Origin of the sequence: Actinokineospora baliensis (assembly GCF_016907695.1) — a bacterium.
Classification (GTDB): domain Bacteria; phylum Actinomycetota; class Actinomycetes; order Mycobacteriales; family Pseudonocardiaceae; genus Actinokineospora; species Actinokineospora baliensis.
This window is the reverse complement of sequence record NZ_JAFBCK010000001.1, coordinates 181202-196032: the sequence shown is the minus strand read 5'-3', so window position 1 is coordinate 196032 and position 14831 is coordinate 181202. Positions and strand designations below refer to the sequence as shown.

General features: G+C 71.9%; 11 protein-coding genes. 4 read left to right on the top strand and 7 right to left on the bottom strand.

The features are described from left to right. Positions 1–32: 32 nt before the first annotated feature. A complete protein-coding gene (locus JOD54_RS00540; RefSeq protein WP_204448653.1) occupies positions 33–1235 on the bottom strand; it encodes a cysteine desulfurase-like protein in 1203 nt (400 codons plus the stop codon). A 125-nt stretch (positions 1236–1360) separates the two neighbouring features. Between JOD54_RS00540 and JOD54_RS00535 the strand changes: the two genes are divergently transcribed. Together JOD54_RS00535 and JOD54_RS00530 are read left to right on the top strand one after the other, a co-directional pair. Continuing rightward, the gene (locus JOD54_RS00535) at positions 1361–1921 is read left to right on the top strand and encodes a YceI family protein (protein ID WP_307859765.1); all 561 of its coding nucleotides are present in this window, start codon (positions 1361–1363) and stop codon (positions 1919–1921) included. A 21-nt stretch (positions 1922–1942) separates the two neighbouring features. Beyond that, positions 1943–2347 carry a DUF1707 SHOCT-like domain-containing protein gene (locus tag JOD54_RS00530; protein WP_204448652.1) on the top strand — a complete coding sequence of 135 codons (405 nt, stop codon included), beginning with the start codon at positions 1943–1945 and terminating at the stop codon, positions 2345–2347. A 413-nt stretch (positions 2348–2760) separates the two neighbouring features. Here the strand turns inward: JOD54_RS00530 and JOD54_RS34925 are convergent, their stop codons facing one another. From JOD54_RS34925 to JOD54_RS00505, 5 genes are all read right to left on the bottom strand, one after another. Further along, positions 2761–5583 (bottom strand): helix-turn-helix transcriptional regulator, encoded by a 2823-nt coding sequence (locus JOD54_RS34925; protein WP_204448651.1) that lies wholly within the window; start codon positions 5581–5583, stop codon positions 2761–2763. Between the two features lie 547 nt (positions 5584–6130). Then, on the bottom strand, positions 6131–6535 hold the full coding sequence (locus tag JOD54_RS00520) for a hypothetical protein (protein WP_204448650.1): 405 nt from the start codon (positions 6533–6535) through the stop codon (positions 6131–6133). Beyond that, positions 6528–6905: a hypothetical protein gene (locus JOD54_RS00515; protein WP_204448649.1), complete on the bottom strand. Its 378-nt coding sequence runs from the start codon at positions 6903–6905 to the stop codon at positions 6528–6530. Before JOD54_RS00515 ends, JOD54_RS00520 begins: the two co-directional genes overlap by 8 nt. A gap of 84 nt (positions 6906–6989) precedes the next feature. Further along, positions 6990–7739, bottom strand: a complete 750-nt coding sequence (locus tag JOD54_RS00510) for a thioesterase II family protein (RefSeq protein ID WP_204448648.1) — start codon at positions 7737–7739, stop codon at positions 6990–6992. Positions 7740–7766: 27 nt separating this feature from the next. After that, positions 7767–9197: an acyl-CoA carboxylase subunit beta gene (locus tag JOD54_RS00505; RefSeq protein WP_204448647.1), complete on the bottom strand. Its 1431-nt coding sequence runs from the start codon at positions 9195–9197 to the stop codon at positions 7767–7769. Between the two features lie 344 nt (positions 9198–9541). On the opposite strand from JOD54_RS00505, the gene JOD54_RS00500 reads away from it, so the two are divergent. Continuing rightward, positions 9542–12049 carry a helix-turn-helix transcriptional regulator gene (locus JOD54_RS00500; RefSeq protein ID WP_204448646.1) on the top strand — a complete coding sequence of 836 codons (2508 nt, stop codon included), beginning with the start codon at positions 9542–9544 and terminating at the stop codon, positions 12047–12049. Positions 12050–12597: 548 nt separating this feature from the next. Here the strand turns inward: JOD54_RS00500 and JOD54_RS00495 are convergent. Then, positions 12598–13254, bottom strand: coding sequence for a thioesterase II family protein (locus tag JOD54_RS00495; RefSeq protein WP_204448645.1), 657 nt, complete (start codon positions 13252–13254; stop codon positions 12598–12600). Between the two features lie 298 nt (positions 13255–13552). Between JOD54_RS00495 and JOD54_RS00490 the strand changes: the two genes are divergently transcribed. After that, positions 13553–14794: a cytochrome P450 gene (locus JOD54_RS00490; RefSeq protein ID WP_204448644.1), complete on the top strand. Its 1242-nt coding sequence runs from the start codon at positions 13553–13555 to the stop codon at positions 14792–14794. The last annotated feature ends 37 nt before the right edge of the window (positions 14795–14831 follow it).

Here is a 14831-nt window from a genome sequence, read left to right as displayed (position 1 = left end):
CTACCCGGGGTGCGCCGGGTAGGGCCTCGCCATCATCCCGCCAGGTCGACCACCGCGGTGAGCAAGCGGTCCACATCGGACTCGTTGGTGTACGGGGCGATCCCGGCGCGAACTGCGCCCGCGTCACCGATACCCAGGTGTCGAGCGCACTCGATGGCGTAGAAGTGGCTTGCGGGCGCATTGACCCCAGCCAATCCCAGGCGCTCGTACACCTCTTGCGGTGTCAAGCCGTCCACTGTGAACAGAACGGTAGAAGTCCTCGCGCGCTCAGGATCTCCGTAGACGGTGACGCCGGGAAGTGCGCGCAAGCCGCTTTCGAGTCGTCGCAAGAGGACGGTCTCGTGCTCGTGCAGAGCGGTCAGCGACCTCGTCAGGCGCTCTCGCCTTGTTCCCTCGCCCGGCACCAGGTTCGCGAGGAACTCAACGGCCGCCGTACTCCCGGCCAATGACTCGTACGGCAGCGTCCCCAGCTCGAACCGCTCCGGGACCGCGTCGGAGGACGGCAGCAGCTTGTCCGGCCGCAGGGTCTCCAGCAACTCCGGGTCGGCGACGACCGTGCCGAGGTGCGGGCCGAGGAACTTGTACTGCGAGCAGGCGTAGAAGTCCGCGCCGAACGCCTTGACGTCGACCAGCGCGTGCGCGGTGTGGTGCACCCCGTCGACGTAGGCGAGGGCGCCGACCCCGTGCACGGCCGCGGTGATCGCGGGGATGTCCGGCTGGGTGCCGAGCAGGTTGGACGCGGCGGTGACCGCGACCAGCTTGGTCTTCGGGGTGAGCAGGTCGGTGATGGCGGCAGTGGGCAGCACCCCGGTCGCCGGGTCGAAGTCGGCCCAGCGGAGGGTCGCCCCCGCCGCGGCCGCGGCCTGCACCCACGGCCGGATGTTGGCGTCGTGGTCAAGCCGGGTGACGATCACCTCGTCGCCCGGGCCCCAGCCCTTGGCCAGCGCGCGGGACAGGTCGTAGGTGAGCTGGGTCATGCTGCGGCCGAACACCACCCCGCGCGGATCGGCGCCGAGCAGGTCGGCGACCGCCTGCCTGGCCTCGGTGACGATGAGGTCGGCCCGCCGCTCGGCCGCCGTCACCCGCCCCCGGTTGGCCACCGCGGCGACCATCACCCCGGCCACCGCCTCGGCCACGTCCACCGGCACCTGAGAGCCGCCCGGCCCGTCGAAGTGCGCCGCACCTTCGGCGAGCGCGGGGAACCTCGCCCGGACCGCCGCCACGTCGTAAGTCATCCCATGACTGAGCACGCCTCCGAGCCTAGGCGGTCGGCGTCCCGGTACGCGGGAGTACTTTGACGCGGATTGTCACGGGTGCGACCTTGTGCGGGTCAGCAGTTCGAGCACGAAGGAGCACGCCAGTGACCACCGCCATCCGGATCCCCGGCTACGTCGCCGGGACCTGGGACATCGACCCCATCCACTCGGACGTGTCCTTCGTGGTGCGCCACCTCGGCCTGGCCCGCTACCGGCGCAGCTTCGAGCGCTTCTCCGGCGTCATCGTCACCGCGGAGGACCCGTTCGCCTCGACCTTCACCGCCGAGATCGACACCGCCTCCTTCGACACCGGCCTCGAGTCGTTCAACAGACACCTCCTGAGCCCCGACTTCTTCAACGTCGACGCGCACCCCACGGCCACCCTCACCTCGACCGCCCTGCGCCCCAACGGCGACAACTACCTGCTCGACGCCGAACTGACCCTGCTCGGCACCACCCGCCAGATCACCCTCGACGTAGAGGCCCTCGGCTTCGGCGTGGGCATCGACGGCGCGCAGAAGACGGCCTTCTCGGCCTCGACCACCCTCAGCCGGGCCGACTTCGGCCTGACCTACCAGTCCACCCTCACCAACGGCAACTTCGTCATCAGCGACGACGTGCGCGTACTGGTGGAAATCGAAGCTGTGCTGCGCAAGGACGCCTGATCCCCGCGTAAACTGGGCGCCATGGCGACCGGTCGCGAGGCCAACATCAGAGTCGGCACCGCCGAGCGCGAAGCGGCCGTGGCCGCCCTGGCCGACCACCTGTCCAACGGCCGCATCGACCTGGCCGAATACGAGCAACGCGTCACCCAGGCCACCGCCGCCCGAACCCGCTCAGACCTCCACACCCTCTTCGACGACCTCCCCGCCCCCCACCCGTCCTTCGACCCACCCCAGGTCGAGGCCAAGGTTGTCGTTCAACAGGACACCCTCTGGGAACGACCAGCGCCTCGGCGCAACAACCGAGGCCTGGTCGCCTTTCTCGGTGTAGCCGCCCTGAGCACCGTGGCCGTAGTCGCCATCACCTCAACCTGGTGGGCCCTAGCCCCCCTAGCCATCCTGGCCCTAATCCTCGTCTTCGCCTCTTAGCCTTGTAGCGAATTGTCGATCTTGTAGCCCGCCCCAACCCACCCAACCCAGCCACTGGACACTCGGAAGCTGCCCACCCCAACTGCTCGATGGGGCGGACTTGGTTTGTGTGGGGTGGCGGTGCCCGTAGCCTTGCCTCGCTGCAGGGCCATGCTTTTCGGCCCCGGCTTTGCGGTCCTGCCACGGGTGGCGCAGGGGCCCCGCGCAAACCAAGTTCGCCCCATCGAGCACCCCGGACCACCCCGGGTCCAGCGCAATGCCGAAGGCGAGCCGACCGGCCCCATCAAGCACACCGCTCCACCACGGGCCCGGGTCGCGAGCCCCATCAAGCACACCGCTCCACCACGTGTCCGGGTCGCGAGCCCCACCGAGCCCACCCAACCACCACGGACCAGGCGGCGATGCCGCAGTCGTCACCTCTCCTCCACAGCCCCCAACAACTGCCGAGGCAACCCCGCAGGCAGATCCGTCCGCCGACTCACGTTCAACTTCCGGTACACCCGCGTCAAGTGCTGCTCCACCGTACTAACCGTGATGTACAGCTTCCCGCCGATCTCCCGATTCGTGTGCCCCAACGCGGCCAACACCGCCACCCGCCGCTCAGCCTCGCTCAGCGAATCCATCCCCGTCGGCTCCTGATGCCGCCCCGTCTGCTCCGGCACCTCCGGCTCCCGCCCCGGCAACAGCTCCCGGCTCAACGGTTCCGCGTGACACCCCTTGGCCATCTGCAACGCGCGCCGCGCCACCGTCCGAGCCTTCTCGCAGTCCCCGGCGGCGCTGTGCGCGTGGCTCAGGTCCAGCAGCGCCCGCGCCAGTTCGAACCGGTCCCCGCCGGTGTGCAGCAACTCCACGGCTTCGGTCAGCAACGCCACCCGCCGCTCCGTGGGCGATGCCGTGGCCAGGATCCGCAGGGTCGTCCCGCGCGTGCGTGCACCCTCACTTCCCGGGCGCGTCAACTGCTCAGCCATCAACGTCCGCGCGGTTTCCCTGTTCCCCAAGGCCAACTGCGCCTGCGCGGCCCCGGCCCGCCACGGGACCAGCGCCGGGAGGTCGACGTCCCAACCGGACATGAGTTCGCCGCAGCGCTGGAAGTCCGCGAGTGCCGCATGTGGACGGTCGGTCGCGACGTAGTGCGATCCGCGCGCGTACAGGTACTGCAGCCCGAACTGCGTCTGGTACATCGCCTCCGGTACCGGGACCCGAAGCAGGGCGGCGGCTTCGTCGTGCTTGCCCATCGCGGTGGCGGCGGCGACGCCGGTGGACAGCGGTACCCCGATCGCCACACCCCAGCCCTGCGGCGAGAGCTTGTCGAAGGCGGTGGTGGCGAAGTCGGCCGCGGCGGGCAGATCCCCTTGGCGCAGGGCGACTTCCGCGCGCATGGCGCCGATCACGGCCTGCCAGGTGATCGCGCCGCGGGCGGTCGCGTCGGCCAGCAGCGCGTCGCACCAGTGCGCGGCGCGGTCGTTGCGGTCGGCGTGGACCAAAGCGGCCAGGGCGGACAGCTGCGAGCCGAGAGTCTGCTCACCGAGCCTGCAGCTCTGCAGGATGTGCTCGGCGGCGACCACGATCTCCTCGCGCGGGCCGCCGAAGCGCACCCGGTCGAGCATCGCCGACGCACGGGTCCACGGGTTGGCCAGCAGCGCGGGCGCGGGGCCGTTGTCCGGAGCGGGCACCCCCGCGACGACCGGCGGGTAGAGGAAGGCGAGCCAGTGGAACACCAGGCTCAGCTGCCCGGCCATCGGCGCGTCCCGGTTGGCCGCGGAGGCGGCCAGGTCCGACAGGGTGCCGGAGAGCTCGTCGGTGTGGCCGTACCAGAGCAGGAACTTGGCCAGGTGCACGGCGTTTCGGTCCGACAGCTTGCCCTCGGCGCGGGCCGCGCGCAGCGACGGCAGGTGCCGCGCGGCGGCGCTGGGGTTGCGGCGCCACTCGACGCGCAGCAGTTGGGTGGTGATGTCGGCGCGCTCGTCGGCGTCCTGGCTGGTGCGCGCGGCCAGCTCCAGCCTGCGCACGGCGAGGTCCATCCGGTCGGCGACCAGGTCCTCCTGCGCGGCGTGCCGCAGCACCTCGACCGCCCACGCCGCGTCGGTGGGGTCCTCGGTGCGCTCGGCCGCGGTCAGGTGGCGGGCCACCTCGTCGGCGGCGGCGCCATCGCGGTAGAGCAGGCGGGCGGCCCTGGCGTGCAGGCCGCGGCGGTCGGCGGCGGCGAGGCTGTCGAGGACGGCGGCCTTGGCGACGGGGTGGCGGAACCGGCCGCCGTCGAGCAGACCGGCCAGCTCCAGGACGTCGAGCACCTGGGCGGCGGCGTCGGAGGTGATGTCGAGCAGGGCGCCGAGCAGCACCGGCGACCCGGCGTCGCCCAGCAGCGCGAGACCGCGGGCGACCTGCAGCATCGCGGGCTCCCAGCGGTGCAGGCAGGCCAGCACGGCGGTGCCGAACTCCTGGCCGACCACCACCGCGCCGTCCCCGGGGCGCAGGCCAGTGCGCACGGCGGCGTTGTGGTCGTTGACCAGCGCGGTGACCAGCAGCGGGTTGCCGCCGCTGACCGCGTGGTGCACCGGGGCCAGCACCTGCGCGGTGGCGGGGTCGAGCTCGCAGGCGAGCAGCTCGGCGACGCCCGCGCGGCTGAGCGGGTCCAACCGCAGGTGGGTGGTGTTGGGCTGGCGGGTCACCTCGGCGCGGAACACCGCCTGGGTCGGCCGGGGCAGCGCCCACTCGGTCAGCAGCACCAGCACCCTGGCGAAGCGCATCCTGCGGCGCAGGTACAGCAGCGCCTGCAGCGACTCGGCGTCGGCGAACTGCACGTCGTCGACGGTGAGCACGACGGTGCGGTCGCGGGCCAGTTCCAGCAGCGCGGCGCACACCTCGTCGAGCACCCTGGCCCCGGCCCGGCCGATCGCCGTCGGGTCGCTGAGGTCGGCGGGGGTGGTCGGGTCGGCCGCGGCCGCGGTCCCGCCGAGCAGGTCGGTGAGGCCGGTGGCCACGGCCCCGGGTAACGCGGGTCCGGCGAACAGCTGGCGCAGCACCCCGAAGGGCAGCGTCCGCTCCGCGCGCGACCCGGTCGCGGTGAGCAGGGCCGCGCCGTCGGCGGCGGCCCGGTCGGCGAAGGCGTGCAGCAGTTCGGTCTTGCCGCTGGCGACGCCGCCGCTGATCAACGCGACCTGACCCCGGCCGCGACCGCTCTCGGCGTACAGCCGCCCGAGAGCGGCCAGTTCCTCTCCTCGTTCGACCAGCGCCATGTGCCGCCCCTTCCCCTACTGGCCCTCGGCTCCGGTCCGGCCCCACCCCGCCCGAAGTCACGCTCGGTGATCAGTGATTTCCCCGTGGCCCCACGCTCCGAGGTGAATCTAACGGCAATCACCGCGGTTGTGGAAGGTTTGCCAATTGCTCCGGTGAACAATGCGTGATGTTGATGCGTTTTCGCTTTCCGGGTGGACCAAGTGGAGCATCCGGTTGCGGCGCCAGCCGTACCGCAGTCCGATTGGTTTGACTCACATTCAACAACTTTCTGGGACGATGAACCTGTGACCGGCGGTCGCAGCGAATACGGTGGGTTAGACCCCGGTGGTGGGTTAATCGCCAACCAACAACATCAAGAGCCCCTTAAGTCGCCGCAGGTTAGGGGTGTACCAGGGGTTGCGGGATCGATTCGCAGGGGTCGTCGCGGGCAGGCGGCCGCAGAGCGAGACACCGGATGACCCTACTTCTCCCACTACGAAGAGTGAAGAGAATGGTCCTCGAATGGCCTAGTCCGATGCGCAGGCGTCCGGTTGGGCCGAATCGCGTTCACCTTGCGGTACGGCGGATCCAGAGCAATCCCAGAACGGGGAGCGCTACCGGGATGAAACCGTATCCCATACCGAATGCCGACCACACGGTCGCGTCCGGAAATGCACTCGGCACGACCAGGCTCGATGTTCCGACCGCCAGTACGCCGAGCAGTTCCACAACGCAGGACGCGACCGCGATCCGGCGCGAGGTGCGGGTACCGGCCGCCAGGCACGCGGTCGCCACGACGTAGACCGCGGCGGCGAAGGCGGACAGCAGGTAGGCCAACGGCGCCCGGTCGAAATGGGTCGCGATCTGCGACCCGGAGCGGGCGCAGGCGGCCAGCGCGAAGACCGCGTAGACGGCGATCAGCAGCCGCCCCGGTCCGGAGCGGGTGGGGTTGTCGGTGGTCGGCTCAGCCACGGGTCCACACCTGGTCGAGCCGCACGATCATCACCGGGATCACCAGGGCGCCGACGACCAGCACCGCCGTGCCCCACCTGGTGCGCTCGGCCAGCGACCAGAACACCGCGACGGGCAGGATCAGCAGCGAACCCAGCAGGTAGCCGCCGTAGGAGAGGGCGGGCACGTCGTGGTCGGCGCCCGCGAGTTTGACGAACCCCAGGACGGCCTGCGCGAGCAGACCGAGCTCCACCAGCGCCAACAGCCCCAGGTAGGCCCGGCTGTCGGCGCGGTCGAGCGACAGCGGCCGGTTGAGCAGCACGAGCACCAGCGCCCACACCGCCGCCCCGACCGCGACCCAGGTCAGGGTGGGGGACAACCCGTCGATCATCGCTACCGCTCCCAGGCTCCGACTGCGGACCCGGTGAGCCTCGCACGTGCGGGAGGGCGGGCCGCGACCCACCCTCCCGCCCGGCTACTCCACTGTGGACAGGGCGTTGATGTGGGCGCGGATCCGGTCGAGCACCGCGGGCACGTGCTTGTTGAGGTAGAAGTGCCCGCCCGGGTAGACCTCGCGCTCGTACCCGCCGTCGGTGTGTTCGGCCCACTTGTCGACCTCGGCCAACGTCGCCTTCGGGTCGCTGTCGCCGGTCAGCGCCAGTACCCGTGCCTGCAGGCGCGGACCTTCGGTGCGCCTATAGGTCTCGGCGGCCTTGTAGTCGGCGCGGATCGACGGCAGGACCATGCGCAGGATCTCGTCGTCGTCGAGCAGTTGGGTCTCGGTGCCGTCGAGCCGCTTGATCTCGGTGATCAGCCCGTTGTCGTCGAGTTCGTGGATCCGCTCGTCGCGCAGCGCGGACGGGGCGCGGCGACCGGACACGACCAGACCGTGCACGACCGTCCCGCGGTGTTGCAGCCGCAGCGCGAGCTCGAAGCCCACGGAGGCGCCCATGCTGTGCCCGAAGATGGTCAGCGGCTTGTCCAGGTACGGCGGCAGCACGTCCGCGATCTGGTCGGCGAGCTCACCGACCGTCTCCACGCACGGCTCCTGCCGCCGGTCCTGGCGCCCCGGGTACTGCACGGCCACCACCTCGACCGAGGGGGTCAGCGCGCGCGACACCGGGAAGAAGTAGCTGGCAGACCCACCCGCGTGCGGTAGGCACAACAGCCGCGTGGCCGCCTCCGGTGCCGGGTGGAACCGGCGCAGCCACAGGTCCGTGCTCATCCCTCGATCCCCTCTCCCCTGCGAGTCCTACAGGGGGATGTTGCCATGGTGGCCGCGACCGGCGGGGGCCTCGGCGAACGCCTTGGCGAGCCGGGCGCGGGTCTGCTCGGGCTCGATCACCTCGTCGACCACGCCCAACGCCATCGCCCGGTCCACGCCGCCCGCGGTGCGCTGCTGCTCGAGCACCAGCGTGGCCCGCAGCGACTCCCGCTCCGGCTCCTCGACGGCGGCGAGCTTCTTGCGGTGCAGGATCCCGACAGCCGCCTCCGCACCCATCACCGCGACCTCGGCCCCCGGCCAGGCGAACACCGCGGTCGCGCCCAGCGAACGGGAGTTCATCGCGATGTACGCGCCGCCATAGGCCTTACGCGTGATCAGGGTGACCCTAGGTACGGCGGCCTCGGCGAAGGCGTGCAGCAGCTTCGCGCCGCGGCGAACCACCCCGCCCCACTCCTGCCCAACGCCTGGCAGGTACCCGGGTACGTCGACCATGACCAGCAGCGGGATCCCGAAGCTGTCGCACATCCGCACGAACCGCGAGGCCTTCTCCGCCGACAGCGAGTCCAGGCAGCCGCCCTTGCGCAGCGGGTTGTTCGCGATCACACCGATCGCGCGGCCCGCGAGCCTGCCCAGGCCGACCACGATGTTGGGCGCCCAACGCGCCTGCAACTCCTCGAAGGCACCGTCGTCGAGGACGGCCTTGACCAGCGGCCGCACGTCGTAGGCGCGCTTGGCGGACTCCGGCAGCAGGTCCCGCAGCTGCCTCGGCGCGCCGACCGCGCGCACGTCGAGCAGGCCGGGGCGGGTGAACAGCGTGGTGATCGCGCGGGCCCTGGCGTAGGCCTCGTCCTCGTTGCCGACGGTCACGTGCACCACGCCGGAGCGGCGGCCGTGCGCCTCGACCCCGCCGAGGCCCTCCATGTCGACCTGCTCGCCGGTGACGCTGCGCACCACATCCGGGCCGGTCACGAACACCCTGCCGCCGGTGGACATGATCACCAGGTCGGTGAGCGCGGGTCCGTAGGCCGCCGCGCCCGCCGCCGGGCCGACCACGACCGACAGCTGCGGGATCCGGCCGGACGCGCGGGTCATCGCGGCGAACATCCGCCCGACCCCGTCCATGGACTCCACGCCGTCGGCGAGCTTGGCGCCGCCGGAGTGCCACACGCCGATCACCGGCACGCGCAGCCGCACGGCCAGGTCGATGGCGACGATGATGCGGTCGGCCTCCGCGGCGCCGAGCGAGCCGCCGCGGTTGGTCGCGTCGGTGCAGTAGGCGACCACCGGGGCACCGTTGATCCGGCCCCGCACAGCGGTCACCGCGGTCGTCTCGGGGCCCGTGTCGCTCAGGTCCACCGCGCTGCCCTCGTCGAGCAACCGCGCCAGCCGCTCTCGCGGTTCACGCGGGTCAGGCGTGTGCGCGCTATCCCCACGGGAATGTCCGGCGACAACTGTCATGGCTGTTTCCCCCCACCCGGCTCCGGGATTTCCGACGATCCCAGGGGCGACCCGAAGCCGACAACCCCCTATCCCGCCCTAACCGGACCAGCTCGCCCCACGTTCCCCGTTCCGGGGAAACCGCCGGTTCTGACCTGCGGGTAGGTTGGTTGCCGAGTCCCGTTGTCCACCCCTGGACACCCCTATTCGACCCCATGATGACGAAAGTCGTCCGGCCGCGTGGCGTTAACGGGAAAATATCTGTTCGGCAATGATCCGGCTCGCCCGGTCACTTCTCCGACAGCCCGCGGCGGGAGTAGATTCCCCCGTCGGACGCCGCTCGCCGGGTGTGGAGGGAAGGCCGGATGACACTGGTCGAACGCCAGTCGGTCCAACGGCGGCTGGTCGAACGCGACAACGCGGTCGAGGCGTTGGTGGGCCACCTCGCCGAGTGCGCGCTGGGCGGGGTGCGGGTGGTCGCCGTCGTCGGCGGGCCCGCCAGCGGCAAGACGAGCCTGCTCGACCTGTTCGTCGACCGCCTCGGCGCCTCCGGGGCACTGCTGCTGACGGCGTCCGGCTCGCGCGAGGAGCGGGAGATCCCCCTCGGCGCGGTGCGGCAGCTCGAGTCCGGTCTCCCCGGCGACGGCGAGTTCACCGACCGGGTGCTCGCCGAAGCCCGGAAGCGGCCAGTGGTGCTGGTTGTCGACGACGTCCAACACGTGGACGCGGCGTCGCTGCGGCTGCTCGGGCAGGTGCGCGAGCGCGCGACCGGGTTACCCGTGCTGGTCGTGGTGACCGACTGGGAGCCCCTATCGGGTGAACTGACCACGCACGCCGACCACCGGCTGCGGCTCGGCCTGCTCACCGAGCACGGCGTCGCCGAGTTCCTGCGCGCCCGCACCGGTGACGACAGCGCGGCCCCCGCGTACCACCGGGCCACCGGCGGCAACCCGCTGCTGCTGCACGCCATGCTCGCCGACAACCAGGACGACCCGGCCGCGGCCGAGCCCGGGTTCGCCTTCCGCCAAGCCGTGGTCGCCTGCCTGCACCGCTGGGAGCCCAGGCTGCTCGCCGTCGCCAGGGCGCTGGCGGTGTTGGGGTCGTGGTCCTCGCCCGCGGCGATCGCGGAGCTGACCGACCAGACCGAGACGGCGGCCGCGCGGCTGACCGGTGTGCTCACCTCCGCGGGGGTGCTGGTCGGTTGGCGGCTGCGCCACGACGCGGTCCGCTCCGCGGTGCTCGACGGCCTGCCGCCGGTCGAATCGGCCCGATTACACCTGCGCGCGGCCCGGGTCCTGCACCAGCGCCGCGCGCGACCGGTCGAGGTGGCCCGGCTCGTGGTCGCCGCGGGCACCGACCTGCCCGACTGGGTGGTCCCGGTGCTGAGGTCGGCCGCGCTGGACGCGATCGCGACCGACCGGGGCGAGTTCGCGGTGCGGTGCCTGCAGCGGGCGCTGCCGATGACCTCGGGCCGCGTCCGCGAGCAGACCGCCGCCGACCTGGCAGGCGCGGTGTGGCGGCACAACCCGGGGGAGAGCCCCCATCTGTCCGAAGTGGACCCCGCGGTGGCGCTGCGGTTCACTTTGTGGCACAACGACCCCGGCAAGGTCCACGACGACGTCGGGATGGCGTTGGCCAACGAGTGGATCCGCGGCACGTCGCCGTCGGTGCGGGTGACGCGGTCCTGGGAACGGGCCGCCGCCGCACTGGTCCCCGGGCTCGTCCGCGGCGCGTTGCCCGACGTCGTCGCCGACGCGGAGCGCGTGCTGCACGGGTGCCCGCTGGGGGACCGGACCCTGGAGGTGCTGGCCTCGGCGGTGACCGCGTTGCTGATGGCCGACCGGGTCGACCTGGCGGAACGCTGGTGCGCGGACCTGGTCGGCGAGGCCGAGCGGCGGCGCGCGACCACGTGGTCGGCGCTGCTGGGCGCGGTGCGCGCCGAGGTCGAACTGCGGCAGGGCGCGATCCGCACCGCGCGGGACACGGCACGGCGCAGCCTGGCCCTGCTGCCCGCCCGGTCGTGGGGCGTGCTGATAGGTCTACCGCTGTCGACGATGATCGCCGCCGACACGGCGATGGGCAACGCCGAGAGCGCCGCGCTGCGCGAGGTGGTCCCCGACGGCATGACCGGCACGGTGGTCGGCGCGCGGTACCTGCGGGCCCGCGGGCACCACTACCTCGCCTCGGACCGCGTGCTCGCCGCCATCGCGGACTTCCAAGCCTGCGGCCGCGTCCTGGCCGCGGCCGGTGTCGACCTGCCCGCACTGGTCCCGTGGCGCACCGACCTCGCCGAAGCCCACCTCCGCCTGGGCCGAGGCCGCGCCGCCGCGCACCTCGCCCGCGCGCAAGCCGACCTGCCCGCCGCGGCCGCCCGCCACACCCGGGCCCGCTCGATGCGGATCATCGCCCTGGCGGGCCACCACCCGGTGCGCCTGCTGCACGAGGTCGCCGAGTCGTTCCGCGCCACCGGCGACCGCTACGCCGCCGCCGTGGCCCTGGCCGAACTCTCCTCCGCCATAGCCACCCGGGGCGACGCGGGCCGAGCCCGCCGAATAGCCAAAACCGCCGCAGACGAAGCGACGGCGTGTGGTGTCCGAGGCCTCTTGGACAGGGTCCCCGCCCGCCGCCCGGACCACACCGACCACGCCGCCTCAACCCTGAGCGACGCCGAACACCGGGTGGCCACGCTGGCCGCGCTCGGCCACACCAACCGGGAGATCGCGCACAAGCTCTACATCACGATCAGCACGGTGGAACAACACCTGACGAAGATCTACCGAAAACTCGGCGTCCGCAAGCGCTCCGACCTCCCAGCAGGCCTGGCCATCCACACCGGACGCACCACCGAACTCAACCGCACACCGACCATGTGAGCAGCGGGCGGTCGGCAGGCCTGCCGACTCACGCTGATGCGCTCCGACACCGTCTGGGCCACTGTGGATCCAGGGCCGGGTGTCGCGGTCCCCGCAGTGGCTGGAGATCGCTCCGCCGCCCGCCTCGGCGGCGCTCCGACCACCTGGGTGGGCTGCCGATCGGCTCCGGTGTCAAGGGCTGCTCAGCTCGCCGCACCACCGCTCCCAGGAACCCGAGGTGCCAACTGCTCGATGGGGCGGACTTGTTTTGCGTGGGGTGGCGGCAGTCGTAGCGTTGTGCGCGGACAGGGCCATGCTTTTCGGCCCCGGCTTTTGCGGTCCTGCCACGGCTGGCGTAGGGGCCCCGCGCAAAACAAGTTCGCCCCATCGAGCACACCCAACCCACCCCGGGTCCAGCGCAATGCCGAAGGCGAGCCGACCCCGCCCTACCGTCGACCCGCAGGCCGCTTAGGCGCCGCCCCGACCCCGCCCTACCGTCGACCCGCAGGCCGCTTAGGCGCCGCCCCCGGCCGCGCCAACTTCTCCGCGCACCCAAGTTCCGCCGTCGGTCAGTCCGCTGCCGGTGAGCTCGCGGACTTGCACAGGGCGGTGATGCGCTCCGACACCGTATTGGCCACTGTGGACACGAACGTCGTCAGGTAGCCGCGGTCGCCGGAGAAGAGTTGGAGTTCGAACCAGCCGGTGGTGACTTCACTCCACGCGTCGGCGTGGGTGGCGGCCGGGTCGGTGTCGCCGATCATGGCGAGGATGTGGCAGGAGACGCGGTCTTGGGGGCGCCAGCGGTAGGTTTCGCTGGCGCGCTGGTCGCCGTGCAGGGTGGCCAGGGGGGTGGGGGCGGGGAACCGGGTGGGTTCGGTGAACTCGCCGGTGTCGACGTAGGCGGCGGTACCGAGGCGCGACGGGCTCGGGGCGCCGGAGGCGAACAGGGCCACGGGGCGGTGGCCCGCGCGTTCGGCGCGCACGGCGGTCTCGAAGGCGACCGCGGCGCCGAGGCCGTGGCCGAGGAAGGCGATCGGCAGGTCCGCCCGGCAGGCGAGTTCGGAGCTGACGCCGTCGGCGAGGCCGGGTACGGAGGTGATCGACGGTTCGTGGCGGCGGTCGCGGCGGCCCGGGTACTGCACGCCGAGCACCTCGACCGGCCGCGCGATGGATTGGGCCAGCTGCAAGAAGAACGTCGCCGAGGCGCCCTCCGGTGGGAAGCACACCAACCTGCACCTCGGCCGCGGCGCCGACCGGAGCCGGTACACCCACGAATCACCCACGGGCGTCCCCCGCGCGACCGAGCCCGCCCATGGCCTCCGGCTTCCTCTCCGCGCGCGGGCGTTGGGAACTTTCCGGCGCCTCATGGCCAAGGTGCCGGCAGCCGGTGACACCGGGCAACCCCTAGCAGCACCAGCGCGGGATGTCCACGGCGCCCGGAGCGTGAAGAACCGGAACGGCGCAATGGGGCTAGGGGTTGAAGCTAGGGGGGAACCGCGGTCTAGCGTGGCGCGGGAGGGGAACATGACCGACCTCGCGGATCGACAGGCGCGGGCGCAGATGGCGTTGTGGCAGGACCACTTGCGCGCCGTGAGCGACCGCGGCGACCCGTACGCGTTGCTGCTGCGCGCGCCGGAAGACCCGTACCCGCTCTACGAGCAGGTGCGCGCGCGGGGGCCGCTGCACCTGAGCGGACTCGGCGTCTGGGTGACCGCGAGCTACCGGCTGGCCAACAAGGTGTTGCGGGACAAGCGTTTCGGCGTGCGCCGCGCTGACGGCACCAAGGCGCCGGAGTTCATGCCGTTCGACAACTCGATGCTCGGCCTCGACCCGCCGGAGCACACGCGGTTGCGCAAGCTGTCGGTGCCCTCGCTCAACCCGCGTCGGCTGCAGAAGTGGCTGCCGGTCGCCGAGCGGGTGTGCGACGAGCTGATCGACCGGATCCTGGCCGGGCGCGCGGAGTTCAACTTCATGAGCGCCTTCGCCCAGCAGTTGCCGCTGCGGGTGATCGGCGACCTCGTCGGCATCCCCGAGCGGCACCGGCGGCTGTTCTTCCAGCTGAGCAGGCGGATGGCCTACCTGCTCGACGGGGTCGCCTCGGTCGAGGTCGCCAGGGACGTGCGGGCCGCGATCGCCGAGATGACGGTGATGTTCACCGATATCGTCGCGCTGCGCCGGGTCGAGCCGGGCGACGACCTGATCAGCGACCTGCTGCCCGCGGTGGACGACGGTCGGCTGGCGATGGACGAATTGGTGCCGCTGTGCATGTTCCTGCCGCTGGCGGGCACCGAGACCACGGTCAACCTCATCGGCAACGCGGTGCGCGCGCTCCTGGGTGCCCCCGAGCAGTGGGCCCGGTTCAAGGACGACCCCGCGCTCGCGCCCGCTGTCGTGCAGGAGACCCTGCGCTACGACACGCCGGTGCAGCAGTACCGGCGGATCGCGCACACCGACGTCGAACTCGACGGCCACGTCGTGCCCGCTGGCGCGGAACTGGCGATCTGCGCGGGCGCGGCGAACCGGGACCCCGAGGTCTATTCGGCGCCGGACCGTTTCGACATCGGCCGGGAATCCGGCCCGGACACGTTGTCCTTTTCCGCCGGAATCCATTTCTGCCTCGGTGCCGCGCTGGCCAGGATCGAGGCCGAGATCGCGTTGGTCGCGGTGGCGCGGCGGCTGCCGGACCTGCGCCGGGTCGGTCAGGTGCGGCGCCGGGATTCCTTTATTATCAGGGGGATGCTGCAGTTCCCGGTAGCGGTCGGGTAGTAGGGGCCCGCTAGGGGTTGTCCAGTGCGGACCGCCG

Coding starts and splice junctions, on each gene's coding strand:
- JOD54_RS00490 (WP_204448644.1), top strand. CDS start 13,553: ATGACCGACCTCGCGGATCGACAGGCGCGGGCGCAGATGGCGTTGTGG.
- JOD54_RS00530 (WP_204448652.1), top strand. CDS start 1,943: ATGGCGACCGGTCGCGAGGCCAACATCAGAGTCGGCACCGCCGAGCGC.
- JOD54_RS00505 (WP_204448647.1), bottom strand. CDS start 9,197: ATGACAGTTGTCGCCGGACATTCCCGTGGGGATAGCGCGCACACGCCT.
- JOD54_RS00510 (WP_204448648.1), bottom strand. CDS start 7,739: ATGAGCACGGACCTGTGGCTGCGCCGGTTCCACCCGGCACCGGAGGCG.
- JOD54_RS34925 (WP_204448651.1), bottom strand. CDS start 5,583: ATGGCGCTGGTCGAACGAGGAGAGGAACTGGCCGCTCTCGGGCGGCTG.
- JOD54_RS00540 (WP_204448653.1), bottom strand. CDS start 1,235: ATGACTTACGACGTGGCGGCGGTCCGGGCGAGGTTCCCCGCGCTCGCC.
- JOD54_RS00515 (WP_204448649.1), bottom strand. CDS start 6,905: ATGATCGACGGGTTGTCCCCCACCCTGACCTGGGTCGCGGTCGGGGCG.
- JOD54_RS00500 (WP_204448646.1), top strand. CDS start 9,542: ATGACACTGGTCGAACGCCAGTCGGTCCAACGGCGGCTGGTCGAACGC.